The organism is Corallococcus sicarius (assembly GCF_003611735.1).
Classification (GTDB): Bacteria; Myxococcota; Myxococcia; order Myxococcales; family Myxococcaceae; genus Corallococcus; species Corallococcus sicarius.
On record NZ_RAWG01000033.1, the window covers coordinates 1 to 26,089 of the forward strand.

The window sequence follows — 26,089 nt, forward strand, 5'->3', positions numbered from 1 at the left end:
GCCATGGCGCAAGGGATTGCCACCTGGCTGCCTCGGTGCCCCACCTGCCACCGCGCCAACCTCCGACGCTCCCCGCGAAGACTGCTCGCTCTCCCCGTTCATCCATCGGGCCCCTGACGCAGTAGTGTTAGGCGGGTTGCCCTCCAGGGAGGCCGCGGGAATCGAAGCCACGCCGGGCGGTGCGAAACTCCCAGCGGAATCGCGCCCGTACCTCGTAACCGCCCGGAAGGAAGACTCTCCGCGCATCTGTCAGGAATCGGTGTTCTCGGCTACTGGTACCGGTGAGCCTGGGCCACCGTCCTTGAGGCCGCCTTCGCCGCGCACCCCGAGCGCTTCTCCCACGGCCCTCCGAAGCCCCAGGCCCTTCCGAACGCCGTCTGGATCAACAACCCCGCGCCGCTCCCCACCTCACAGGGGGCTGCGCACTAATCTCTCAGTTTCGCTGTCACATTCACATTGACAGGTTCCGCTGCGTCCACGTCATCCTGCCGCACGTAGTCCTCACAGTGAAAGGGCCGGAGGTGCCGCCACTCCAGGCCGTCAGCGAGAAGCAGCTCGCCTACGCGCGCGCTGTCCGCGCGAGTGCCGTTCATGGCTTCCTCAGTGTGATGCTGGCGCGCGGCGCAAAGCTGCCACGCTCCAATGTCGAGGAGCAGATGCCAATGCTCGCCGGCTGGGTGCAGAGCCACCTGCGCGCGGAGACGGAGAGCCGCTATTGGCTGGACGGCCAGGCGCGCGCGGCCCCGGACATCGGTGTGTTGGGCGAGGCTTTCCGCGCGGCACGTGCCGCGAAGGTGGAGATGGCCGCCGCCCCGACGCTCCCAGGTGAGTCCCAAGTGCGCACGGCGTCGACGCCCTTCGCCACAATGGGTCGTCGAGCGAACCCACTCCTGGCTCAACCGCTTCCGACGTCTGCTGGTGCGCTGGGAGAAGCGAGAGGACACCTACGTGGCGATGCTGCACTTCGCGCTGGGCATCATCACTTGGTTCCACTCGCTCCTACCGAAATAGGCTCTTAGCTGTCTTGAGCCTCAATACCCAGTGGCCTGGAGTCGTCCCTTGCGCCGGGGCCAAGCCCGTACCTACCCTGGGCAAGCTCACATCACCTCACTCATCAACATCAGCGAAAATGCTCTGTTCAAGCTCGTAACGCTCTTCGTAATACCGCTCTTTCCACTCGTCCGCATTGTACTCCGCACGACGCTCATCGTTCTCTTCGATCTCAAACCGCCGCTCTGCGAGCCGCTGACTCATGTTGTCCCTGAGCGCGTTCACGTCCGCCTGTAGTTGATCGACTCGGTTGGGCGGAAACGCTGATTTCGAGATCTCATTGCGAAGCCTCCTGCAATGACTTTCGATTGCATCGACCGCATTGTCAACATGTCCCACAGTCGAGGCGCCTTCACGGTACCACTCATAAATTCGCTCAATGGAAGCAAACCCGCTCTCAGCCTCCTCCGCAATAAACTCCTCATTAAAACCAGGGAGAGCCTCCCGTAATTCGTCTTCATCAAGAAATCCGCACCACCCTGTATCACTCGCGGCTTCTTGCAGGGTGCTTCTCACAATACTTTGTCGATGCCCGTGGAAAAGACCCTCTTCTAAGCTGAGTCGAGCAGCTAGTGACGCAGCAACATCTGTCCCCTCTGGATATGGAACTACCGCGAGAGCTCGATCAATGAGCGATGCCCCAACCGCATCTACCGCTCGTAGAAATGCAGACGATGCTTTATCTGCGAGATACCCAGCAATGCCTTCGATGCTGCGGGCGCTGGCGCGGTGGAGCCGAAGCACCAGATGGTCGTATGCCGCGTCTGGCACAAAAACCATTCGGCTTTCGGGAGAGGGTGGCAAAGTGGTCGTGTCCCGCAGTACCGTGTGAAGATCCGCGCTTTGTAGGTACAAGGTCAACTTCGCAGACCTAGCAGCCAACTCCTCTTGGAGCGCCTCCAACATCGACGGGTGATGGAGTTGCCATGTCTGGCTCGTCGCCTGTCTGGCACGCTTCACAAGGCTTCCTTCAAGTGCCTCCAATGACTCCCGGATCTCGTGAATAGAAACGCCATAGGCTTCCAGAACCGCATCTATAGCTTCGCCCTCGGAAACAGGATCGGGAAGCGCGTTACCGCTATGTAGGCAAACAGCCAACGCTGCGGTTTCGCTTCTTGAAAGCCCGTGAATGACGTCACGGAAATGCTGAACGGGACGTTCAAAGAAGGCCTCAAGTTCCTTGAGCTCGTGCCGAAGTCCACTGTGGAATCGCTTGTTTCCAAGGCGTCTAGCCAACTCAGGGGAGAATGACCGGAGTCGTGCCAGAGCAGAAAGATGCTTCTTAAGTGCTCTTTTTTGTTCCCTTGCAATATCTCCCTCTTTGATGTGATTGTACAGAATGGCGTCTCGCTCCATTTCCGAGAGCTTCGCGACATCTACGCGGACGCGTGCGTCATTGATAATCTCCAGCTTGGACCGCTTTAGCTTGCGCTCCGCCGACGCCAATATGTAGTCGCGCGTGCAAAATAGAATCCGGGCCTTGCGGCGCCGAGCAGCCTCAACCTTCTCGATTGCTGCAGACCACTCACGCAATCGCTCTTCATCCAATGTGGTCTCCCCAAACACATCGTCCACCCAATATATCGTATTAGAATCTGAGGGAGACCATGTGCTCTTGAATTGCTCTGCGTGCTCGATACGAAGGACGCGAACATTTGCGTCTTGCGCAATACTTACCATACATAAGTTTGCGGCGATTGCCGACTTTCCAGATGCCGGCGGACCAACAAGCACAACGAACCCATGGTCATGAAGTGCTTTTTCCGCTCTTCGATACGAATCCGTGGGCACAAAGGTTCGCAGTGGCGCAGCCAAGTCATCCAGCACTGCCCTTGTCTGCTCCTGCATGACGAACGCAACAATCTGTGAGAGATCGCCAATACCGTAGAGACGCGGAACGAGGCGCAGCAATCGCGGATGTGCGTCTATGGTATCTTCTATCCACGTCTCAGACAGGACGAGGCACCTCCCAACACCAGGCAGTGACTCAAAAAATTGGCGTATCCGCGCTTCAGCCTGTGCAGACACTTGGCGGTTTGTCATCAAGACGTAATGACAGGGCGAGGCCAAAGCGATCTTTTTGACCTTCTCGAATTCTTTTCTTAAGTCTGAAACGTCAAGTGGCTCATGCGTTGATGATGTATGCTTGCACTGAACAACAAAGGCACCACTCAGAGTAGACTCGGTCACCAGTCGCCCAGTTGCGACTCCCTGGAACCATCCGTCACGCCCCCCATCAGGTCCCGGGCGAAATCGCGTTGCGACTTCTCCAAGAACGACTCGCATGATCTGCATGCATAGGTCTTCGAATGCAGTCCAACCTAGCCGGTGAAGATTGTATCTTCCTGGGCTGCGACCGCCGGTCATCACGTCACTCCTTTCATACTTAGGCGGATGTGCGCACTTCTAAAAGGCGCCGCAACGCACCTTGAGATGCGCTTGGTCGCGAAATCGTGCCGCAAGCTTGGTGTTGCACATGGCTCAGCGTCTGCTCCAGAAATGTACATTACTAGCCCTCATATTTAAGCATGCGCATTGGCACCAACTGCTCGCCACTTGAGCAATCAGAAGCTTCGCATGGAGTGAACGCACGGCAAAGAGTCGGCTTGTCGCAGCCTGCAGGAGCAAGAAGGTCGTAGATGACCCATCTTTTCTGGATCACGACTACGGTCTGCGTTCAGCAACCAGAGGGCATGAGCGTATACGTACAGGGCGACGTATAGATGGGGGCCATGTTGTGGGGACGTGAGGGGGCAGAGTGGCCGAGGAGGGCCGCTGATAGGGGCCGACCAAGTGATGCTCCCGGCCGGTGCAGAGGCTACGCAGCCCCTTGGGGCACACGCCTGCTCAGGCCGCGCTCGCATCAGGCGCGTGGCGGGCCTGTGCCCCTTAGAGCCTATTTCGGTAGGGAAGTCGGAGTCCTTCATGCGGTGCTATGCTGTCTTCATGAGCCAGAAGAATCTGAAGGTGCTTGTCAGCGAGGCCGTGCACGAGTTGCTGCGCGAGCATAGTGAAGTGGCGAGGCGGGTGAGAGAGCAGCGTGCGCAAGGGCTCGCCCACTCTCCGGAGGATGGCAAGCGACTGCGCGTGCTCAATGACATGATCAACCCGCTTGTGAGTATGTCGGAGGCCCTCAAGCACGCCGCTGTTCCGACACCTGACGACGTGGATAAGATCCTTGAGACTCTGAAGAACGGGGTGGAGCGACTGAAGGACCTCAAGGAAGACCTGTCGAGCGACGAATAGCGATTGTCGCTCGGTGTCGGGTAGATGCGCCCGCGCATACCGACCACCTACTGCGAGGCCCGGCTGGTGTAAGGGTTGGTGAGTCTGCTCTGTGTAGTGCGCCACGAAGGCTCGCAGCGCCTCGGGAAGCGACCGTTCCTCGCCCGCAGTCCACCGCTGACCTACCTCCCCTGGGGGATTGCCCCGCCCGCGCGCCCGACACCTACTGCTGTCGGAGGAGGCCCTCCATGCGGATGCGGCTGACGCAGGATGTGGAGGAGGAGGCCGATGGCCGGCGGGAGCTGACGGTGGAGGTATTCGTCCACGAGCGGCGGGGCGGCGTCGCTGAGCTCCAGCCCGCGGGCGCTGAGTGGCGCGTGCGGTGGCTGCGTGGGGCGGCGGACCTCAACCGCCAGGGCAGCGGCACGGCCACGGTGCGGGTGACGGCGCCGGGGTTGTACCGCGTGCGGAGCGTCGCGAGTGCCCGGCGTGCCCGGGACGCCTATGTCGAGGTGACGGACGAGGATGGTGCCCTCCACGCCACAGCCCTCGGGGTGGACGAGCAGGTGCCGCGCACGACGGGGCCCACGCTCCAGGTCCTGGAAGAGCGATTCGGCATCACCTCGGCCCGGGCCGCACGCGCGGCCCAGCGGCGTGATGCGGCTGACGCGCTCGCGGACCAGCTCAAGGCGGGCTGCGTCCACTGGAACCTGTCAACGTGAATGAGACAGTGAAAGTGAGAGATTAGTGCGCAGCCCTCTGTGAGGTCGGGAGCGGCGCGGGGTTGTTGATCCAGACGGCGTTCGGAAGGGCCTGGGGCTTCGGAAAGCCGTGGGAGATGCGCTGGAGCAGGCTCGCAACTGGCGCGACTCGTTCGGTCCACGGGCACAGGAGGCGCTGGGAGCTGCCAGTCCTGCCCCGCTGGCTGGGGCTTCAGCTTGGGCTTGCGCTAGGATTCAGCTTCCCGGGATGCCACCCTCGTTCCTCATGAGGCTCCTGCTTCCTCGGGGTAGGCGTAGCGAAATTCGTATGCATCCAGCGCTTCTCTGCTGAGGTTGGCGAGCCTCGGGTTCCCGGACGCGCGCTCTAGCTGTGGCTGAAGGCGATGCTGCAAGGGGCCGCCTGGAGCTGAGGGTGGACGTGGTGGTGTGCTTAGGCTGCGGTGAGCAGGAGTTCTACGACGCGAAGAAGCAATCTCTGGTCACGGGACGGCTCACGGACTTTTCTCTGTTGCATCGCATCTCGGACAAGGACTTCCCGAGGAAGAAGGAGGACTGGTAGCGGCACCGTCACGGCCCTTGGGTGGCGCCAGGTCCCGGGATGAGCGGGCGGGGGCTCTCACATTCGTTCAGCTGCCCCAGGAAGTGGCCGTTGCACGCCCCCCCGATAAGAGGTGAACTCCGCACGGTCCGCGGCCCGTCTATCGAGGCCGCCCACGACGAGCCATGAAAACGGATACGCCCAAAGAGACTGGCGGCCTGGCCGCCCTGAGGGGTTACGACTACCAGGAGGAGGCAACCGTCTGGCTCGCGCTTCACCTCATCTTCGAGCGTCGGGCGCCCCATGTCATCATTGAGCCCGCGCCACACGCGGATCTCGAAGCAACTCCCGCCGAGGAGGCTTCCTCGGTGGTTCGCCACGAGCCCACGCGCTTCCTGTTCCAGATCAAGTACCGGGGAAGTGCGTGGTCAGCACCGTCCCTCTTCCGGAAAATCATTGAGGCGGCCCCGGCCCCGGAGCCGGGTGCGATGCGCAGCCGCAGGAGGACCCTCGCCCCGGTGGAGCAGCTCGCTGCAGATTCCTCGCTGCACTACGTGTTGATCACCAACGGCCAGTTCGTCTCGAACGCCCGGGAGTTCGTCATCTCAGGCCTGGAGCATCTTCCAAGGAACGTACCGGGAGCGCACCTCACCGTCCCGGAGGGAGTCTCTGCGGATGAGATTTCCTCCCGCATCGGCGCCATGGAGCTACTCACGCGCAGCGAGCTTGCGGCCCGTGTGCGCGGGCTGTTTGCCAGCCCCGAGGTCGCGCTGTTCGTCCCGGCGACACGCCTCGACGAGGCCCTGATGCTCCTGAAGCAGGACGTGCACGCACGCCTTGTAGGCGACCGTCCATTGACGTGGACACGAGAGGAGATCATCAAGCGCCTGCGCGGCCTGGGTGGCGCACCGGCACGAACCTCGGACATGGATGACTTCGAGCCTCCCCGGGGCTACGACCAGCTCGTGCAGCGGCTTCACCGGGAGAACCGGCTGCTGCTGAAGGGCCCGCCGGGAGTGGGCAAGACCCTGGTCGCCGACATGCTCGCGCACGAGCTGCGGACAGCCAGAACGCCTTTCGAGGTCGTCCACGCGGGTTCGCCAGGGGAGATCCGGCAACGGCTTCAGCAAGAGGGCCCGTTCTTGTTCCGTGTGGATGACCCCTGGGGCCAGGATTCACGAATCCCCGAGAAGGGCTGGGCCCAGCAATTGCCGAATCTGTTCCGACAGGTCTCGGGGCCTGCGGGCTCGGCCCACAAGATCCTCGTCACTACCCGGATGGGGTTGCTGGGTGACGTGTATGCGCAGAGCGTCCCGAAAGAAGTGACCAGCGCAAGCGAGACGCTCGACCCCGAGAGCTACGACAGTGCGGCCCGGCTCCGAATCCTTGAGCGAAAGAGGAGGGCCCTCCAGGCAGTGGCGCGGCGGCAGTTCGTCCGACAGCACCGCGAGGAGATCGTTGAGACATTGAAGGTTCCCCTCTCCATTGATCACTTCGTCTCCTCGGTGGGCGCGGCGCCGCCGGACTCGCACCTGGACCTCGCGAAGCTCTTGCATGACGCCGAGGTGGAGGAGCTGTCCGGAACACTCCAGCGCGAACTCCTGGGGATGGACTGGGCCCGTCTTCCAGCCATGTTCCTGTGGACCCAGCTCTGTGTGAGCGCGGCCTGTGACATCGACCTCGCACGGATGCGCGCACAACGCCTTCAGCGGCAGGCGCAGAAGCCGCTCCCCTTCCAGAAGCTCGTGGATTGGATGGTCGAAGCAGGCTGGCTCCGGCGGAACGAAAGGCGCCTGAATGCCCACCCCACGACGGTCACCGGTCTGGAGCGGCTTTTAGACTTCCTGCCGGATGAGGCCGATCACCTCGTGGGCGAGCTGTTGGAACACATGTGCGCTGCGAACGAAGTACAGGCGGCGTATGAACTCGCTGACCGCCTGCCGGACGCGAGACGTGCCTCTGTCCCCCAGGCCGTCGCGGCAACCATCCAGCAGCACTTCCTGGAGGAACTTCTGCGGACCGAGCCCGCGAACTTCGGGGGGTTGCTGCATGCCGCGCAGCGTTGGATGCCGGAGGGCAGCCCACTCGCGCTCCTCATTGTCGCCCTCATTAGTCCGTCCAAACGGGGAGATGATGGCTGGTGGGAGATCACCAACTGGGCGCCTCCAGACTGGCAGCCGTCGACCTATCACCTCGTCCAGGCATCCGCTGAATCCCGGCAGGTCCTGGAAAGGTACATCCGGCTATGGCCGACCACGGCCAACCTCGGGCTGCATGAGAACGGGTTCGCGGAATGGACTTCCCGATTCGAATGGGACCTGAGTCAGGTGTATCGGAAGAGCCTCGAAGAGGCGCTCGACTCCGGCGGCTGTGCTGTCGGAGACCTCGCCCGGGGCGCGCTCGGCGGAATGGCACCTGCATACGAGGAGCTGCTGGACCGGATTTTTCTGGCTTCAAATCAACTCCAACAAGATGAAGAGCCCAGCGCGCTGCTGTTGAAGGCCAGACAGGGCATCCTGGACGATGCGTATGCCGACTACCTCCTTACCCGTGATGGCCCCCCCACCCCCGAGGAAGCCGCCTCCACCGCGCTGGATGGCTGGATGGCTGTTCGGCGGAAGAGAGAGGGCTATTCGTGGATCCTCACACACCCGCACAAAGAACGCCTGTACTCAAGCTGGGGTGAGGCCATCCTTGAGGGGGTTCCTTCCCCAAGCGAGGAGGAGATCGAATCATTCCTGAATGCAGGGGATGACACCTCTCCCCTAATGGCTTGGCGCATCATCGCGGAGCGACAATTCACGGGCTTTGCCCCGCGTATGGTGGAAGCGCTCAGTACAACCTCGCTGGAAAGCATCGAGCCTTGTCTTGAAACTCTGTCACGGCTCATCTCCGCTCCAGCACTGGGGGCTGCCCTACGCGATCGCAGCCCAGGATGGAGCGAGGAACGGAGAGCCCTCGTCGCCCTGGTCGCCCTGGGACTCGAGGAATGGTCCAGCGATGAGAAGAAGCCCTACCGTGACGAGGTGGGTGCGGCCATAGGAGAACCCCTTGCTCATCTCGTGGAACTCTGCGCGCGCACGCTAGCGGGCAAGAGCGGGCCCGAAGTCGTTGCCCGGCTCTCGCATGAAGACCGCGAGCTGCTGCGACGATGGGCGCAGCAGCCTGAAGAGCAGGTCAGGAAGGCCAGCCTGCTCACCCTGGCCACGGCGGGAGAGTCCGTGCTCCTGGAATCCGAATATGCCCTGGAGCAAGAGAACTTCGAGGTACGCAAGACGGCCATCCAGGCACTCTCGTTAGATGCCTCACCAGCCGCACGTGCTCTTCTTCTCCGAGCACTATCCGATGTCGATGCCAGCGTTCGGGTTGCAGCGGTCCACGCCCTCGGCACTGGGGCATCTTCGGAAGAACAGCAATCCATCCTCAATCTTGCACTCGATGAAAGTTCTTATGTCCGGACTGCCTGCGTTGAGGTGATTGTGCGTGAGCGATGGGATGCCGGGCGAGAGCCGCTGGCCGCGTTGCTTCGAGACGTGCACGACCACGGGCCGGGCGTGGAGGAGCACGTCGTGCATGGCATTGCCAGAGCTGCTGCCAAGGCCCTCGCCCAATGGAAGCCCCATCCTCCGGCGGCGGTCGACGCGCTCCTGCGTTTCGTGACCGACGGGCTGGCTGCAAACACGGACCCGAATGTCCACGAGGAGGTCTTGAGGCTCCTCATCGCCCACGATGACCCTCGCGTCGCCGCCACGGTTTCATCCGCCATCGGCGTCGTCGCAGGCGAGAAGCGCTCGTCCGCCGTTCGCATCCGCTCGCTTCTCCTGCAGGCCCTCATTCTGCACCTGCACCGTTGGCCAGGGCATTGCGCGGGCGTCTCGGTTCTCCCCATCGCGCAGGAGGCCATGAGCGCCAACGCCTTCTCCGCAGGGCGAGCCATGCTGGTACTCGGGATGGTGGGCGCACATGCAGACACCGCCCGGCTCCTGGAACAAGAAGGGCATCGTCTTGAGCGGGCACTGCTCGCCGTGCTGGGCGCGGCGGTGACGAAGGCCGCCCCCAGTAAAGAGGCCGAGCAGGAACTCTGCCAAGACGAAGACGCAGGGCAACTCGTGGCGTGGGCCCGTGGAGGGCAGTCGGCGACCGCCGAGGTCTGGGAAAGCCGTTGGCGCGCCCATGCCCGACTCCATACTTGGCTCGCCGAGCTGTGGGAGGAGAGGGTCGGCTGGCCCAGCGCCATCCTATTGGGCGGGAAGCTATGTCTCGGATCGACATTCATGGAGAGCATCAAGGCCCACCATCGATTGCAGGACGGGCCCGCGCGCTGAGGGCGGCTGGCGCCTGTCTGGGGCCAAACGCTTCGTGTCGGCCAGAGAGCAGGCCAGCGACCTGATCACCAATGCCGCATGTGATGGCCAGCCCGCCTTCTTCCTCATCGACAAGAACGACTCCATCCAGGTGGAGGATGTCTGGGGCCACCCTGGGCATGCGGGCCACGCGCTGCCAGCTCCTACACTTCCAGGACACGCTGCTGCCGGAGTCCCGGAGGCTGCCGCTGGATCCCTCCCAGCCCAACCTCATCGCCCTGAGCCTGCCGTGGATCTCCATCGGCATCCCCGAGGCGGCGCTGGCCTTCGCCATCCCATACGCCAGGGAGCACAAGCTGCCTCCGGAGAACCGGGCCACCGCGGAGATGCAGTGGGTGCAGTTCTCGGTGGCGGAGTTAGGCCTCCGTCTGGAGGCGGCGCGGGCGCTGGCCATGCGCGCGCGGTCATCACCACCGCGGCCATGGAGCTCGCTGGAGGATCGGGCTACATGCGCAGCCATCCCATTGAACGCTACCTGCGCGATGCCATGAGCGGCCCGCTGATGGCCTGGTCTCCGGCGGTGATCCGCGACTTCCTCGGCAAGGCCCTGCTGGGGCTTCAGCCGCCACCGCATTAGGCAAGTCACCCTGCAGGGAGGCAGCGGGAATCGACCCCAGCGACGAGGCGATAGGAAACCCGAAGCAGGACGCGCTGTTACCCACTATCGCCTTGATCTCTCGTCGGTTCGTAGTGCCGCCCCATCCCGTCTTCCCCCGTCTTGTCCCGTTCTCATCCCCGCTTGAGGGGCACGCTGGGGGCACATGCGGCCCCACAGGGGCAACCCGCTCACGGACGCGAGCGGCCCGAGCTCATGAGGACGCCGGGGCACTACGACGGCTGGAGCCACTTCCAGCAGCCGCTCGACGAGGCAAAGCGGGTCTTCGTGTCTTTTTCCAGTGTTTCTGGCCGGACATGAGCAGGACTTCCGAAATCGTCCCCATCAGCCCAATGCTTGTTCCAATTCCATGCACATCCAGTGATGATGGCGACGATTGGCGCAATGCCAATCTTCGATGTGAAGGATAATTATGCCACAGCTTCACAAGTGTCTGCTGACAGCCTCCCTGGCCTTCCTTGGTTTGAGCGCCTGTGGCGACGTGACCTCTCCGGACGCGGCACAGCGCAGCACCCGCCAGGATGAGATGGTGGCAGAGGCTGTGCCTCTCCCGATCCCTGCCGGCTGCCTCCTGACCTCACTGGATACAGACGGTGACGGCATCTGTAACGTCGTGGAGCTTGTGTTGGGCACCGATCCCAACAAGGCTGACACGGATGGGGACAGCCTCAGCGACTACGTGGAGACGTTCGGCTTCGGCGGCCTGGATCTGAGTGCCCTCGGCGCCAACCCGCGCAAGAAGGACGTCTTCGTGGAGGTCGACTACTATCCCAACCTCAGGCCCAGCCAGGCCACGCTGGACAAGGTCATCACGGCTTTCGCCAGCGCGCCGGTGAGCAATCCGAATGGGTCCACAGGCATCACGCTGCACCTGGTGGTGGATCAGCAGATCGCCGCTGCGGACGCGGACATGGACCTGAACCCCGTGTGGCCGGAATTCAACGCCATCAAGACGAAGTACTTCGCCGCCGCCCGCGCGCCCTACTTTCACTACACGGTGTTCGCGAACCAATACGACGGGAATTTCTCCAGCGGCATTTCTTTCGGCATCCCCGCGCAGGACTTCCTGTTGACGTTGGGCTCTTTCAATGGCACCGAGCAACAGCAGGCCGGCACCCTCATGCACGAACTGGGGCACAACCTGGGCCTGCGCCACGGTGGCAATGACGACTCCAACTACAAGCCCAACTACCTGAGCATCATGAACTACGAATACCAGTTCCATGGATTCGAACTTGGCGGCAAGGTCGGCGCGCTCGACTACTCGCGTGTGCAGGTGGCTTCCATCAGCGAGGCGGCCGTCTACGATCTCACCGCGTTCGCGCCCGTCGCCCCGACCACCGAGACGGAACTGGGCAAGTACTACGGGCTGCGCTTCAACGACGCCCAGGTGTCTATGTTCTCTGCAACCGACTTCGTCGACTTCAACAACAACCGCCAATACGACTTCAACCCCTATGCGCTGGACTTCAACCGCGACGGCGACGCGACGGATGTGTTCCCTGCGTCGCAGAACGACTGGGCGGCCGTGATCTATGACGGCGGCCAGATTGGCTTCGCCACGCCGGGCATGCCCCGGCATCTGGATCGCGAGGAGCGCTTCCTCGTTGCCCCCGAGGAGATGGAGCCCTGCCTTTCCGGGGATCCGGACCGCGCCCCGTAAGTCCGCCTCCCGTTGCTGAAGAGTCGAATCCCACCGCCGGGGCCGCCTGCACGGGCCCCGGCGGGCGGGCGATTCTGGAGCACCGGAGCTTGCCCACGGCCTGTGCGAGGTGGGCCCCGCCTTTGACTTCCTCTCCTTCATCGAACCCGCGGCGTGGTCAGGGTTCGAGCGGGTCCTGAACCTCTAGGCCCGCGAGCCGATGCGCTTGCGCAGCCGCTCGGCCGCGAAGTCCAGGAAGGCCGTCGCCGCCCGGCGTTGGGGGCCCGGCAGGTGGACGAGCTGCACCGGAACGGGCGCTGGCTCGAACGGTTCGAGCACCACGCGCAGCCGCCTATCCGCGAGCAGCGAGTCCACTTGATAGGAGAGGACCCGCACGAGTCCCAGGCCGGCCAGCGCGGCGTCGATGGCCGCCTGGGCCGTGTTGATGATCAGCCGTGGGCGCACGGCGACACCTCGCTCCCGCCTTCCGCCGCTCGGGAAGGACCACCGGTCCGCGATGGGGGTCGTGGTCGTGAACGCGATGCACTCGTGGTGGGCCAGCGCCTCCGGGTCCTTCGGCACGCCCGCGCGCTTCAAGTACGCCGGGCTCGCGCAGATGACCGAGCGCACGTGGCCGACCCCTCGGGCCCGCAGCGCCGAGTCGGCGAGCGCCCCGATCCGCACGCCCACGTCCACGCCCTCCTCGGCCAGCGACACCACGCGATCAAGGAGGGTGAGCCGCAGGTCCAGCTGGGGATGGGCTCCCAGGAACTCCGCCACCACGGGCACGAGGTGCAGCTGGCCGAACAGCACCGACGCCGTCACGGACAGCGTGCCGTGCAACTCGGTCCGCGCGTCGGAGGGCGCTTCGAGGAGCTCGAACTCCGCCAGCGCCCGGCGGCTGCGCTCGAGGTAGTGCTCCCCCTCCCCCGTGAGCGAAACAGACCGGGTGGTCCGGTTCAGCAGGCGCGTGCCCAGCCGCTGCTCCAGCGCGGCGACGGCGCGGGTGACGCTCTGGGGGGAGCAGGAGTGGGTCCGGGCTGCCTCGATGAAGCTCCCCAGGCTCGCGACGGACACGAAGAGGCGCCACTCCCCGACTCGATCCATTGTTCCACCTCCTGGAATACTGTTACCACGGACGCGTCATTGTTGACGAAGTGGGAGGCCCGTACCTTGGGCTCATGAAACCCTCTTCGAGCGATGTGGCCTTCTCCCCAGCGGTGAAGCAGGTGCAGGGCGAGCGTGGCTCCAGGGCCGCGTATGCCCGGATGGAGCGCGACGGGGGCTTCGAGACCGAGGTGACGGAGAGCCTGCGCGCGTTCCTCGCGCAGGTGGACACGGGGTTCCTGGCCACCGCGAGCGCGGAGGGGCAGCCCTACATCCAGCATCGCGGTGGTCCCCGAGGTTTCATCCAGGGGCTCGACGACCACACGCTCGGGTTCGTCGACTTCGTGGGCAACCGTCAGTACGTCTCGACGGGCAACCTGTCCGAGAACGAGCGGGTCTGCCTCTTCCTCATCGACTACGCGCGCCAGCGCCGCGTCAAGGTCTGGGGCACGGCGCGCGCCGTCCCCGCGACGGACGAGCTGCTGTCCCGGTTCGTTACCACCGGGTCCCGCGCGCGCCCCGAGCAGGTCATCCTCATCACGGTGAGCGCCTGGGATGTGAACTGCCCGAAGCACATTCCGCAGAAGCTCGATGCCTCCGAGGTGGCCCAGTCGCTCCAGCGGCTGGAGAACCGCATCGCGCAGCTGGAAGCGGAGAACCGCCGTCTCCAGGCGGCTCGCTCCGCCTCGCCATGAATTCCTGCATCACCGTTATTCCAGCCCTAGCGGCTTGACTGAGAGAGGAGCACGGCGCTACTCCCAGTGCCCCCTGTCACCCGGAGCACCCGCCCATGCGCAACGTTCGACGTCCCCTGATGCTGCTCCCGTGGTTGATATTGTCCGCCTGCCATCCGGAGTCGGAGCCCTCCACGGCAGAGGCGCCCGCCGAGGCGACAGGCCAGACGTCCCGCCTGTTGCGAGCGGAGGTCCCCGTCCCCGGGCAGTACGTGGTGGTGCTCGCGCCCCCGGCCCTGGGCGAGCCGGAGGACGTGCCCGCGCTGGCGGAGGCGCTGGCGTCGAAGCACGGTGGACAGGTGCTCCACGTGTACCAGAAGGCCCTGCGGGGCTTCTCGGTGCGCATGACGGAGGCCCAGGCGCTGGAGCTGGCCCGGCACCCGGCGGTGGCCTCCATTGAAGAGGATGCGGTGGTGCGCGACTCCCTCGTGCAGTCCTCGCCGAGCAACTGGGGACTGGACCGCATCGACCAGCGCACGCTGCCGCTCGACAACCAGTACACGTACTTCGGTACCGGGGCGGGCGTTCACGCCTACCTCATCAGCACCGGCATCCGCACCACCCACACCGACCTGGGCGGCCGGGCCACGGCGGACTTCAACAACGTCCCGGACGGGATGGGCCACACCGACTGCAACGGCGTGGGCACCCACTGGGCCACCGTCATCGGAGGCAACACCTACGGCGTCGCCAAGGGCACGCGGCTGCACTCGGTGCGCGTGCTGGACTGCGGTGGCAGCGGCACCATCTCCAACATCCTCGCCGGCGTGGACTGGGTCACCTTCAATCACATCAAGCCGGCCGTGGCCCTGCTCAACCTCAACATGACGTCGGTCAACGCCACGTTGGAGGCGGTGGTCCGCAACTCCATCGCCCAGGGCGTCACCTACGTGGGCACCGCCGGCATCCGGTCCGTGGACGCCTGCACCACGTCGCCCGCGCGCATGCCCGAGCTCATCACCGTGGGATTCTCCAGGAACACCGACGCGGTGGCGTCCTTCTCCAACTTCGGCGGCTGCGTGGACCTGTTCGCGCCAGGAGATGGCATCACGGGCGGCTGGTTCAACAGCGACACCGCGACCAACACCATCGGCGGCGGAGTGGGCGCGGCTGTCGCGACCGGGGCCGCCGCGCTCTGGCTGGAGGTGTTCCCCACGGCCACGCCCGCCGCGGTGTCATCGATGCTCACGAGCCATGCCACCACCGGTGCGCTCACCCCCACGCCCACGGCTCCGACGCCGGACCGCCTGCTGTACACGGGATTCATCGGCTCGCGGCTGAGGGGAGGCACCCCGGTCAGCGGCATCCCCAACCGGCTGGGCGACCTGCGCTTCTTCCGGCTCGACGTGCCGACGGGCACCACGCGGGTCACCTTCACCACCAGCGGCGGAACGGGTGACGTGGACCTCTACGTGCGGGCCGGCGCGCTGCCCTCGCTCAGCGTCTATGACTGCGCGCCCTACCTGACTGGCAACGCGGAGACCTGCACCCTCAACTCGCCAGCCGCGGGCCCCCTGTACGTCATGCTGCACGGCTTCGCGAACTTCTCGGGCGTATCGCTGTCGACGACCGTCACGCCGTAGCGCGGAGAAGCCAGAGCGCCGGGCAGCAGTGGGCAGGCGGCATTGACTGGAATAAGCGTCAAGGCGCTGCGCGTCCGCCGATCTCCGGAAAGCGCTCGTAGGTCCGCTTGAGCGTGTCCAGGTGGGCGGGGTCGTCCAGGTTGAGCGGCGCATCGGTGAGCTGCACGACCCAGCCGCCCGATGCTGTGCGCCGCGCCCGTGAAAGCAACTCAGAGTCGCGGGCCGGGTCCGGGAATCCGATGGCTTGCGCGGCAGCGGCGGACCAGTAGTTCAGCCACCCGAGGTAATAGGGAATCTCGGGCGAGCGGATGTGCTCGAAGAGCTGGAGGGCTGGCAGGCCCCGGGGAGGGGACGGCGGCCCTTCCAGCGTGGGAGCTATCTGCTCCGCGATGTCCCCTGAAGCGCCGTCCGGCGTCGCATGCCCCCAGAACGCGCGTGCGCCCTCTGCCACTGCTTCAAGCACATCCACCGCTGCTGCGATAACCCCCGCATCTAGCGGCAACTTCGCATGGACTTGGAGCTGGGGTCGGCCGCCTGGGCTCACATACGCGGATCGGTGGCGCCCGGAAATCATCACGGGGGAACGCTCATCGTTGTTGCATATCATCGGAAACTCGCCACGCGTGGCCTCCTCAGTCAACCACGCATCGCGCTGTGGCAACGCGGCAAGCCGTCGCCTGTCGGTGACTCTCCACTCCAGGCGCAAGCCGGGGAGCGCCTTTTCCATCCCATGGACGGCAGCGAGTGTGCGGTTGCCGTCACCCACAAGCGCAGGTGCATAGACGTTGAGAATGAGGGGGCTTCGAATGGTCATCGTTTGCATCCCGTTACGACGATCTTGAAGGTGGGCTCCTGTTTGAGCAGCGCGAGTCTGTGCGCGTCGGTGCTTACGCCTACAACGAAGTCATATCCACAGGCCAGCGCAGCGTCGCGCTCCTTAGCCAATTGCACAATTTCCTTCTCAATTTCCTGCTCCCGGATAAAGCCATTATATGTGTCAAAGCGATGGGTCTTGATCTCCCACAACACGCGCACGCCGACTTGCAGCGCATCGAACCGTATTCCGTTCACGAGCACGTCCATGCCGGGGTAGCGGTTCGGCGGGAACTTATCGGCGCACTCGTTATGCGGGACATCCTCGCCCGCGTGGGGCACCGGAACAGGTTCGCAACTGGCGCGCCCCGTTCGGTCCACGGGCACAGGTGGCACAGGGGGCTGCCAGTCCTGCCCCGCTGGCTCGGGCTTCAACTTGGGCTTGCGTTGCGCTTCAGCTTCCCGGGATGCCACCTTCGTTCCTCGTGAAGTCCCTGCTTCCTCGGGGGAGGCGTGCCGCAGCTCATACGCGTCCAGCGCCTCCTTGATGGCGACGCCGACCACCACCACGCCCAGGACGACCACCGCGCCCACGGCAATCTCGGGAGCCGCCAGCACGCAGAATCCGAGTCCCACGGCAGCGGCGTCAGCGGAGGCGACTGTGCATCTTCCCGTGGTGTCGTGGAACTCGATCCGGTCATGGTCGAGGGTCCGATAGCACTTCTCCACCAGCAAGGGCCAAGGCTGGGAAGCCTCACGGACGACGCACCGTCCCCCGTCAGTCCATGGCAGCACCGCCGCACGCTGGAGATTGGCGATCCTCGGGTTCCGGGACGCGCGCTCTGCTGGGCTCGGTGCCGACGTGGCGCAAGCCGAGAGGAAGAGTAGGAGTGCGGCATAGGCGCGGAGTCGCATGGTCACGTCCTTTCAGGCGAGCCAGCGAGCTGCGGGGAAATCCTGGCCGCATGTGGAGTATGCCAGCATCCACGAATACCATGGATACCATGAACGCACCGAGGCGCGGCAGCATGGCCCGGAGCGCACCAGCGGTCATGAAGCGCCCACGCCTACTTGCGGCTCGCTTCCGCGTACAACACGAACCCATCGACGGGCATGGGTGCATGGGGGACGAGCGTCTCCACGAGAAAGAGATTGTCGCAGTGCCTGGCGTTCGGCCCGCCCAATACGGTCTTGATGGCCGGCTCCACGCACTCTTCAGCGGGAAGAAACGCGCTGCCAGCTTGAGCAAGCCTGCGAATGATGTGCGCGGGATGTACCCGCCACTCATGGCTCTCGGGGTCGATCCGGCTGCCGATTTGGCCGAGCCATCGCACGAGATCCGCCCGCTGTGACTCAAGAAGCTTGTCGAAGTCCGTCAGGGAGGAGTTGGCACGGGAGGGATAGAGCCATCCGGTAACACGCGCCTCCGGCATGGCCGACTCTGCCCAGGCGGCCACTGCTGATGGATCGATGATTCGAAATCGTGTCTCCAAACGATCCATCGGCGGTTCGCTGTTCCAATAGCGTGTTACATCCTGACCAACGAACCCCGAGAGTTCGACGCGCCCACCGGCATCCACCTCCATCAGGAACTCTGGGGTGCTGTCATAGATGTTGTACTGAAAGGCGGGCACGCCCAGGCGCGAGGAGAGGCGTGCGAGCAGCGGCGGGGTTCCCTGCATCAGGAGTTCAAACGGTGCGGTGCGCAGGACGGTCCACCCGGGGGCTCCGTGAAAACCCGCCAGGCCCCAACGCTGCACCTCGTCACCGAGCCCGTACTGCATGCGGTCGTGCCGTTCCCGGGTGCGCGGCTTGGGTGTTGTCAAGCGCCGCCCCCCTTCCACCAACAAGCGTGAGAGCTCTCTCTTTACCCGGGCTGTATCCGCACACTGGATGAAAGCCACGTTCAGCCACGTTCCCATGAAAGATGAGTCTGCCACGTGAGGCGATGACGGTCATCGGTGGTGCCGACGCTGCTGGAAACGCTCGCGAAGCTCGCTGAGTTCGTCAACGCTCCGGCCCTCGTGCAGATGCTGTCGGTCCTATTGGAGGCGGAGCCAGGAGCGCTGGGCGACTTCGATGGACTGCGGGACATCGCGGAATACTCGGCCCTGGTGAACCGGCAGGTGGACGCCGTCGCTTCTCGCCCTGGAACGTTCGAGCCCGGCCGGAGCTACTTCTTCGGCCATCCGGCCCCCGATTGAAACCGCGTTGACTGGAACGAGATTCTAGAATCATATTCCAGTCATGGAGAAGGAACGTCGAAGCACCGTGGGAGAGCGCAGCCGGCGCGCCATCCTGGATGCGGCGCTCGAGTGCTTCACGCGCCTGGGGTGGGCGGCGACGACCATCGAGGACATCCGCAAGGTGAGCGGGGCCAGCGTGGGCAGCGTCTACCACCACTTCGGAGCCAAGGAGGGCATCGCAGTGGCCCTCTACATCGACTGCCTGCGCCAGTATCAGGAGGCGCTGCGCGGGCGACTGGAGCGGGAGCACGACGCGGAAGCCTTCGTGCGCGCGGTGGTGGTGCATCACATCACCTGGTCGCGCGCCCATCCGGAGGCCGCGCGCTACCTCATCCAGATGCGGCGGGACGAAGCCGTCTCGGCGGCGGAGCCGGAGGTCCAGGAGGCCACGGGAGACTTCGCGCGCGACGGCTACGCACGGCTGAAGGAATTCGTGAAGGAGGGACAGCTCCTCCGCCTCCCGACGACGGCGTACATGCCCCTGTTGATGGGGCCCGCGCAGGAATTGCTGCGCTCCTGGGCCAGCGGCCGGGCGGAGCTGAAGACAGGCATCGAGAAGGTCCTGGCCGACGCCGCCTGGAAGAGCCTGCGGCCCGAGTCACCCTCCGGAAGGTCGTCATGAGCGTCGGCACCGAAGCACCCTCCCCGTCCGGTGTGCGGGTCGAGGACGTCCAGATTCCCGCCAGGGATGGCCAGCCCCTGGCCGCGACGCTGTACCAGGGGAGCCGCAGCAACGGCGTCGCCGTGCAGATCAACGCGGGGACGGCCATTCCGCGCAGGTACTACGACGCCTTCGCGCGCCACCTCGCGGACCGGGGCTTTGACGTCATCACCTACGACTACCGGGGCATGGGGGACTCGCGGATGGAGCCAGCGGCGCTCCGCAAGGCCCGCTTCCAGGACTGGGGCGAGCAGGACGCGCCCGGGGTCACGGACTGGCTCACCGCGCGCTTTGCGTCGCACCGGCTCGCGGTGGTGGGGCACTCCGCGGGAGGACAGATGCTGGGGCTCGCGGACACCGCGCCGCGGCTCCACGCGGTGCTGTTGATTGCCTCGCAGCACGGCTGGTGGAGGTACTGGAGGGGTCGCGACGCGTTGCTGCTGGCGCTCATCTGGAACGTGGTGACGCCCGTGTCGGTGGCGCTGCTGGGTTACTTCCCGGGGAAGCTCGTCGGCATGGGGAACCTGCCGCCGGGCATTGCAAGCCAATGGGCCCGCTGGTGCCGCAATCCCCACTACGTGTCCGACGACCGGGGCGAACCCCTGAGGCCCTACAATGAACGCCTCCGAGCGCCGCTGAGGCTCTACAGCTTCACGGACGACACCTACGCGCCGGAGGCCGCGGTGCAAGGCCTGCTCGCTTCCTATCCCCAGGCCCCGCGCGAGCACCTGCACCGCACCCCCGCTGAGCTGGGAGTGAAGCGCATCGGCCACTTCGGCTGGTTCCGCCCGACGATGCCCCGCGCGGCCTGGGACGAGGCGGCGGACTGGCTCGAACGGGCGGCGCTGCGGGAGACCCTCTCCGGTTAGCGAGGGTGGTCTAGGGTGCCCCGCACCATGAAGAAGCTCGACCTCTCCGCCATCCCCTCCCAGGCGGGCAGCAGCTATCCGCCGCCCTTCGACGCGCCCTGCAACGCCCAATCCACCCAGCGGCTGGCACGCCACGCGGGGCTGACCGCGTTCGGCGTCAACCTCACCGTCATCGAACCCGGGGCCTGGTCCAGCCAGCGTCACTGGCACAGCCACGACGACGAGTTCGTCTGGGTGATGGAGGGCGCACTGACGCTGGTCACCAACGCCGGCGAAGAGGTGCTGCGCGCGGGTGACTGTGTTGCCTTCAAGCGCGGCGACCCGGATGGCCACCACCTCATCAACAAGTCCGGACGCCCGGCGAAGGTGCTCGAGGTCGGCAACTCCGCCCCGGAGGATCGCTGCGAGTATCCGGACATCGACCTGCTCTCCATCCGAAGCGAGCCCGGATACACCCACCGTGATGGAACGCCCTATCCGGGGAAGAAGTAGGACCGCCGGGAATGGAGGGAAGCCTTCGCTGAGGACCCTTGTGGCCGATGCAGGGGTTGCCGGGTCTACAAAGAAGCCTGGGTTGTAATTTTACACCTGGGCGCACCGGAGCCCCTCCATGCGCATTCGCCGATTCGTTTCGCTCGTCCCCCTCCTGCTGCTGGGAAGTGCCTGCGGTACCGAAGTCATTGACGACACGCTGCCGGCCACGCCGGGAGTGCAGGACAGCGCACTGGCGGCGAAGCCTGCCGCGGGAGAGGGCCTGCGTCGGCTGCAGGCGCAGCGTCCCGAGTTCTTCCGTGGCGCGGGCGAGGTGTCCTCCCGCCGGGTGCTGATGGACTCGCAGGGCAAGGCGCATGAGCGCGTGTCGCAGAGCTTCAAGGGCGTCCCCGTCTTTGGCGCCGCGGCCATCATCCACCTGGGCCAGGACGGCGCCGTCGCCAGCGTGACGGACCGGCTGGTCCGCGACCTCAAGGTGGACACCACGCCCCGCCTCAAGGTGGACGAGGCCGTGAAGCTTGCCATTGCCGCGCTGGAGTCCGGCAGCACGGTGGTGGGTGCGCCCCGGGCGGACCTGCAGATCCTCGCGGACAGCCAGCACACGCGCCTGACGTGGCGGGTGCAACTGGAGACGGTGAAGGCGGACGGCGAGCCCTCGCTGCCGAACCTCTTCATCGACGCGCACTCGGGCGACGCCGTCCAGCAGTTCGACAACCTCCAGACGAGCCGCAACCGGAAGACGTACACGGCGAACAACCGCACGACGCTCCCTGGCACGCTGGTGCGCGGCGAGGGCCAGGCGCCCTCGAGCGACGCCATCGCGAACCAGGCCCACGACAACGCGGGCTTCACGTATGACTTCTACGCCAACGTGTTCGGGCGTGACAGCTACGACGGGCTGGGGACGAACCTCATCTCGACGGTGCACTACAGCAAGAACTACGTGAACGCGTTCTGGAACGGGACGCAGATGGTCTACGGCGACGGCGACGGCGTGCAGTCCACCGCGCTGACCGTGCTGGACATCGTGGGCCATGAGCTCACGCACGCCGTCACCGACACGTCGTCGGAGCTCATCTACGCCAACGAGTCGGGCGCGCTCAACGAGGCCATGTCCGACGTCTTCGGCGCGGCCATCGAGGCCTACCGGGATGGCGCCGTCAGCGCCAACACCTGGAAGGTGGGCGAGGAGTGCTGGACGCCCGGCACGGCTGGCGACGCCCTTCGTTACATGAACGACCCGGCCATCGCGGGGGACTACGACTTCTACCCCACGCGCTACACGGGCACCTCCGACAGCGGCGGCGTGCACTGGAACTCCGGCATCGCGAACCTGGCCTTCCACCTGATGGTCTCCGGCGGAACGCACCCGCGCGGCAAGACGACCACTGTCGTGACGGCGCTGGACCCGGTCAGCCGCTACAACAGCATCATGAAGGGCGCGGCCATCTTCTACCGCGCGAACACCGTCTACCTGACGCCGGGCAGCACCTTCTCCGACGCGCGCAACGCCACGGCGCAGGCCGCGACGGACCTGTACGGGGCCAGCGCCGCCGCGTCCGTCAACGAGGCGTGGACCGCGGTGGGTGTCGCCGCCCCGCCGACGTGGACCGTCATCACCACGCTGAGCAACGTGGGTGGCAGCCGCAACAGCAACACGAACCTCAGCTACGTCACGCCGGCGGGCGCGGCGGCGATGAAGTTCGAGCTCTCCGGCGGCACGGGTGACGCGGACCTGTACGTGAAGTTCGGCAGCGCGCCCACCACCACGAGCTACGACTGCCGCTCGGCGGGCGCCACCAGCGACGAGTCCTGCACCCTCAGCCCGGCGAAGCAGGGCACGTACTACGTGCTGATCAAGGGCTACACGGCCTACTCCGGCACGACCTTCAAGGTCAGCTCCGGCCAGTAATCCACGGGCTTGCTGTCCCCTCCCACCGGCGCGGTCGCCATACCCAGGCGGCCGCGCCGGTTTCTTTTCGTGCTGCCGGGGGCAGGCCCGGAACACCGTCAGCGCGGCAACGGGTTATCCTGATGCGCGATGGCCTCCCCGACATCTCCGAACTTCCAGTTTCTGCTGGCCCATGACCCGCTCCTGGTCGCGCTGGGCGCACAGGCCGAGCGACTCTTCGCTGACGACCCTGTCACCTGCCTGATGAAGCTGCGTCAGTGGGGCGAAGTGTTGGCCCAGCACGCTGCGGCCAGCATGGGCGTTACCGTGAAGGACCGGACGCCCCAGTTTCAGCTCATCGAGCAGCTCGCGACGCCACCGCGCGGAATCCTCACACCAGACCTGCAGCGCCTCTTCCATGGCCTGCGGGAAACGGGAAACCGTGCCACCCACGAGGCGCAGGGCACCCACAGCGAGGCGCTCCACCAGCTCAAGATGGCCCGGAACATCGCCATCTGGTTCCACCGCGCGTTCGGACGGAAGGACTTCGAACCGGGCCCGTTCATTCCTCCACCGGATCCGACCAAGGAGAGCGCGGCGCTGAAGGCCGAGCTGGAACGACTGCGGCAGGCGCTGGAAGATGCGCACCTCTCCCACGAAGCGACCCAGGCTGCGGCGAAGGAGGCTGAGCGGGCGCGGCTGGCTGCCGAGGAGCGCGCGGCCCTCGACGCGAGCGAGCGTGCCGTGTGGCAGGAGCTGGCCGAAGACGCGGAGCGCAAGCTCGCGGGGGAACTCGCCGCCCTGCGTGCCAGGGCAGAGGCCCAACCGGCCGCGCAGCTCCAGTTGCTTGCCACCCAGGCCCTGCGGGCCGGAGACAAGCTGGAGCTGGACGAGGCGGACACGCGTCACCTCATTGACGCGCAGCTTCGCGCGGCGGGATGGGAGGTGGATTCGCAAGCGCTCACCTACGAGCGCGGCGCCCGACCGCAGCCGGGAAAGCACCGGGCCATCGCCGAGTGGCCCACGACCGACGGCCGTGCCGACTACGTTCTCTTCGTCGGGCTGGAGGCCATTGGTGTGGTGGAGGCCAAGCGCCAGAGCAAGGACGTGCCCGGCGCCATCACCCAGGCAAAGCGCTACAGCCGTGGCTTCACCGTGCGTGGCGACGAGACGCTTCCGGGCGGCCCCTGGAACGAGTACCGCGTGCCCTTCCTCTTCGCCACCAATGGGAGGGCGTACCTGGAGCAGCTGAAGACGAAGAGCGGTATCTGGTTCCAGGACGTGCGCCGCCCTACGAATCATCCGCGCGCGCTGGTGGGCTGGCACACCCCAGAGGGGTTGCGCGATCTCCTGCGGCAGGACGTGGACGCGGCACAGAAGGCCCTTCGCACCGAGCCCGTAGACCTGCCAGGCCTGCGCGACTACCAGGTCAATGCTATCCGCGCCGTGGAGTCCGCGCTGGAGGATGGCCGGCGCCACTGCCTGCTGGCCATGGCCACGGGCACGGGCAAGACGCGCACACTCATCGGGCTCATCTACCGGCTGGTGAAGGCGGGCCGCTTCCGCCGCGTCCTCTTCCTGGTGGACCGCACCGCCCTTGGCGTACAGGCGACGGACGCTTTCAAGTCGAGCCGCGTGGATGGCATGAAGACGTTCGAGGACATCTACGACATCAAGGAACTGGGAGACCTGAAGCCCGAACCGGAGACGAAGCTGCACGTCTCCACGGTTCAGGGCATGGTGCGCCGCGTCCTCGAGACGCCGTCCGACGCGGAGCGGCCTGCCGTTTCCGACTACGACTGCATCGTCGTGGACGAGTGCCACCGCGGATACACGCTGGACAAGGACATGTCCGACGCGGAGCTATCCTTCCGAAGTGAGGACGAATACCTCAGCGCGTACCGCCGCGTGCTCGACTACTTCGACGCGGTGAAGATTGGCCTCACGGCCACGCCCGCGCTGCACACCACCCAGATCTTCGGCGCGCCGGTATACCAGTACAGCTACCGAGAGGCCGTCATCGACGGGTGGCTGGTGGACCACGGCCCGCCCACCCGCATCGATACAGAGCTGAGCACCCAGGGCATCAAGTGGGGGGCCGGAGAGAAGGTGTCCACACTTGACACGTCCACGCAGCAACTGGACCTCATCACCCTGCCGGACGAGCTGAGATTCGACGTGGACGCCTTCAACACCCGCGTCCTCACAGAGAGTTTCAACCGCGAGGTGGCCGGGGCCCTGGCCAAGGAGATCGACCCGACGCTGGAGGGCAAGACGCTCGTCTTCTGCGCCACGGACAACCATGCGGACATGGTGGTGGACCTGCTCAAGAAGGCGTTCGACGTGCGGTACGGCGAGTTGCACGACGACACGGTGATGAAGATCACGGGCAGCGTGGACCGCCGGCTGGATTGCATCCGGCACTTCCGTAATGAGCGCCTGCCCAGCGTGGTGGTGACGGTGGACCTGCTGACGACGGGCATCGACGTACCGCCCATCGCGAACCTCGTGTTCCTGCGGCGGGTAAAAAGCCGCATCCTCTACGAGCAGATGCTCGGCCGGGCCACGCGCCTGTGCACCTACCGTGATGGCACGGTGAAGGAGCTCTTCCGCATCTTCGACGCGGTGGACCTCTACAAGCTGCTGGAGCCCGTCACGTCGATGAAGCCGGTGGTGAAGGACCCGCTCATCCCCTTCTCGCAGCTCGTGCAGGAGCTGCAGGCGCTGCCGGATGGCGAGGCTCGGCAGGTGGTGCTCGAACAGCTCTTGGCGAAGCTCCAGCGCAAGAAGAATGCGCTCGTTGGGAAGAATGCGGAGCCCTTCGAGGCGGCTGCGGGAGAGCCCGCGGCCAGAGCGGTGACCCGACTGAAGGGGTGCACGACGGCGGAAGCCGCAGCTTGGTTCGCGGCGCACCCTCGAGTCACGGAGCTGCTGGACCGGGTGAGCGGCCTGGGCCCGAAGGTGTACGTGTCTGCTCACGAAGACGCGCTATTGGGTCTCACGCAGGGGTACGGCCCCGGGCGACAGCGGCCCCAGGACTACCTGGACGCCTTCGAGCGGTTCGTCCGGGAGAACCTGAACCGATTGCCGGCACTGGCGGTGGTGGCACAGCGCCCGAGAGAGCTGACGCGGGAAGCGCTCAAGGCACTGAAGCTGGAGCTGGATGCGGCGGGATTCACGGATGCGTCCCTGCGGTTGGCATGGAGGGAGACGACGAACGAGGACATCGCGGCATCCATCATCGGCTTCATCCGGCAGCGGGCGGTGGGGGACCCGCTGCGGCCCTACTCGGAGCGCGTGGACCGGGCCGTGAAGCAGGTGCTATCGAGCCGCGCGTGGACGCACCCGCAGCGGGAGTGGCTGACGCGCATCGGCAAGCAGCTCGTGGCCAACGAGGTGCTGGACCGGCAGTCGTTCGAGGCGGGCGTCTTCAAGGACAAGGGCGGGTATACCGCCATCGATAAAGTGTTCGAGGGGCGACTCGAGCAGGTGCTCGGGGAGCTGACGGACTCACTCTGGAAGAACGCGGGCTGACG

At 65.4% G+C, this 26,089-nt stretch carries 20 protein-coding genes and 1 pseudogene; 16 read left to right on the forward strand and 5 right to left on the reverse strand.

Features of this window, described 5'->3' with window-relative positions:
• Positions 1-864: 864 nt before the first annotated feature.
• Positions 865-1,011: pseudogene (locus D7X12_RS07395) on the forward strand (IS5/IS1182 family transposase); the annotation flags it as partial.
• Between the two features lie 96 nt (positions 1,012-1,107).
• Here the strand turns inward: D7X12_RS07395 and D7X12_RS07400 are convergent.
• Positions 1,108-3,417 (reverse strand): nSTAND3 domain-containing NTPase, encoded by a 2,310-nt coding sequence (locus tag D7X12_RS07400; protein WP_120624556.1) that lies wholly within the window; start codon positions 3,415-3,417, stop codon positions 1,108-1,110.
• Between the two features lie 579 nt (positions 3,418-3,996).
• Here D7X12_RS07400 and D7X12_RS07405 point away from each other — a divergent pair.
• The 7 genes from D7X12_RS07405 to D7X12_RS07430 all read left to right on the forward strand — a co-directional run bounded on the left by D7X12_RS07405 (position 3,997) and on the right by D7X12_RS07430 (position 12,178).
• On the forward strand, positions 3,997-4,296 hold the full coding sequence (locus D7X12_RS07405) for a hypothetical protein (RefSeq protein WP_147443558.1): 300 nt from the start codon (positions 3,997-3,999) through the stop codon (positions 4,294-4,296).
• Between the two features lie 227 nt (positions 4,297-4,523).
• A complete protein-coding gene (locus tag D7X12_RS44140) occupies positions 4,524-4,997 on the forward strand; it encodes a hypothetical protein (RefSeq protein WP_244224415.1) in 474 nt (157 codons plus the stop codon).
• Between the two features lie 412 nt (positions 4,998-5,409).
• Positions 5,410-5,556 carry a hypothetical protein gene (locus D7X12_RS42835; RefSeq protein WP_158619991.1) on the forward strand — a complete coding sequence of 49 codons (147 nt, stop codon included), beginning with the start codon at positions 5,410-5,412 and terminating at the stop codon, positions 5,554-5,556.
• 164 nt (positions 5,557-5,720) lie between these two features.
• Positions 5,721-9,860, forward strand: a complete 4,140-nt coding sequence (locus D7X12_RS07420) for an nSTAND3 domain-containing NTPase (RefSeq protein WP_120624558.1) — start codon at positions 5,721-5,723, stop codon at positions 9,858-9,860.
• Positions 9,861-9,997: 137 nt separating this feature from the next.
• Positions 9,998-10,390 (forward strand): acyl-CoA dehydrogenase family protein, encoded by a 393-nt coding sequence (locus tag D7X12_RS44145; RefSeq protein ID WP_244224416.1) that lies wholly within the window; start codon positions 9,998-10,000, stop codon positions 10,388-10,390.
• The gene (locus D7X12_RS44150) at positions 10,348-10,476 is read left to right on the forward strand and encodes a hypothetical protein (RefSeq protein ID WP_244224417.1); all 129 of its coding nucleotides are present in this window, start codon (positions 10,348-10,350) and stop codon (positions 10,474-10,476) included. The genes D7X12_RS44145 and D7X12_RS44150 overlap by 43 nt, the downstream gene beginning before the upstream one ends.
• A gap of 451 nt (positions 10,477-10,927) precedes the next feature.
• Positions 10,928-12,178, forward strand: a complete 1,251-nt coding sequence (locus tag D7X12_RS07430; protein ID WP_120624559.1) for a hypothetical protein — start codon at positions 10,928-10,930, stop codon at positions 12,176-12,178.
• Positions 12,179-12,361: 183 nt separating this feature from the next.
• On the opposite strand, the gene D7X12_RS07435 is transcribed toward D7X12_RS07430, so the two are convergent.
• Positions 12,362-13,264, reverse strand: coding sequence for a LysR family transcriptional regulator (locus tag D7X12_RS07435; RefSeq protein ID WP_120624560.1), 903 nt, complete (start codon positions 13,262-13,264; stop codon positions 12,362-12,364).
• Positions 13,265-13,338: 74 nt separating this feature from the next.
• Here D7X12_RS07435 and D7X12_RS07440 point away from each other — a divergent pair, with 74 nt between their 5' ends.
• On the forward strand, positions 13,339-13,959 hold the full coding sequence (locus tag D7X12_RS07440; RefSeq protein ID WP_120624561.1) for a pyridoxamine 5'-phosphate oxidase family protein: 621 nt from the start codon (positions 13,339-13,341) through the stop codon (positions 13,957-13,959).
• A gap of 95 nt (positions 13,960-14,054) precedes the next feature.
• The gene (locus D7X12_RS07445) at positions 14,055-15,581 is read left to right on the forward strand and encodes a S8 family peptidase (protein ID WP_120624562.1); all 1,527 of its coding nucleotides are present in this window, start codon (positions 14,055-14,057) and stop codon (positions 15,579-15,581) included.
• Positions 15,582-15,639: 58 nt separating this feature from the next.
• On the opposite strand, the gene D7X12_RS07450 is transcribed toward D7X12_RS07445, so the two are convergent.
• From D7X12_RS07450 to D7X12_RS07460, 3 genes are all read right to left on the reverse strand, one after another.
• On the reverse strand, positions 15,640-16,395 hold the full coding sequence (locus D7X12_RS07450; protein ID WP_120624563.1) for a DUF5953 family protein: 756 nt from the start codon (positions 16,393-16,395) through the stop codon (positions 15,640-15,642).
• Positions 16,392-17,309 (reverse strand): DUF6310 domain-containing protein, encoded by a 918-nt coding sequence (locus D7X12_RS07455; RefSeq protein WP_120624564.1) that lies wholly within the window; start codon positions 17,307-17,309, stop codon positions 16,392-16,394. Before D7X12_RS07455 ends, D7X12_RS07450 begins: the two co-directional genes overlap by 4 nt.
• 152 nt (positions 17,310-17,461) lie before the next feature.
• Positions 17,462-18,220 (reverse strand): hypothetical protein, encoded by a 759-nt coding sequence (locus tag D7X12_RS07460; RefSeq protein WP_147443559.1) that lies wholly within the window; start codon positions 18,218-18,220, stop codon positions 17,462-17,464.
• 138 nt (positions 18,221-18,358) lie between these two features.
• On the opposite strand from D7X12_RS07460, the gene D7X12_RS07465 reads away from it, so the two are divergent.
• The 6 genes from D7X12_RS07465 to hsdR all read left to right on the forward strand — a co-directional run bounded on the left by D7X12_RS07465 (position 18,359) and on the right by hsdR (position 26,087).
• Positions 18,359-18,598: a hypothetical protein gene (locus D7X12_RS07465; protein WP_147443560.1), complete on the forward strand. Its 240-nt coding sequence runs from the start codon at positions 18,359-18,361 to the stop codon at positions 18,596-18,598.
• A gap of 43 nt (positions 18,599-18,641) precedes the next feature.
• Positions 18,642-19,262, forward strand: coding sequence for a TetR/AcrR family transcriptional regulator (locus D7X12_RS07470; protein ID WP_120624567.1), 621 nt, complete (start codon positions 18,642-18,644; stop codon positions 19,260-19,262).
• Positions 19,259-20,170 carry an alpha/beta hydrolase family protein gene (locus D7X12_RS07475; RefSeq protein WP_120624568.1) on the forward strand — a complete coding sequence of 304 codons (912 nt, stop codon included), beginning with the start codon at positions 19,259-19,261 and terminating at the stop codon, positions 20,168-20,170. Before D7X12_RS07470 ends, D7X12_RS07475 begins: the two co-directional genes overlap by 4 nt.
• 27 nt (positions 20,171-20,197) lie before the next feature.
• Positions 20,198-20,662, forward strand: a complete 465-nt coding sequence (locus tag D7X12_RS07480) for a cupin domain-containing protein (RefSeq protein WP_120624588.1) — start codon at positions 20,198-20,200, stop codon at positions 20,660-20,662.
• 118 nt (positions 20,663-20,780) lie between these two features.
• Complete coding sequence (locus D7X12_RS07485; protein WP_120624569.1) at positions 20,781-22,574, forward strand: M4 family metallopeptidase; 1,794 nt, start codon at positions 20,781-20,783, stop codon at positions 22,572-22,574.
• A gap of 129 nt (positions 22,575-22,703) precedes the next feature.
• Positions 22,704-26,087 (forward strand): type I restriction-modification system endonuclease, encoded by a 3,384-nt coding sequence (gene hsdR, locus D7X12_RS07490; RefSeq protein WP_120624570.1) that lies wholly within the window; start codon positions 22,704-22,706, stop codon positions 26,085-26,087.
• The last annotated feature ends 2 nt before the right edge of the window (positions 26,088-26,089 follow it).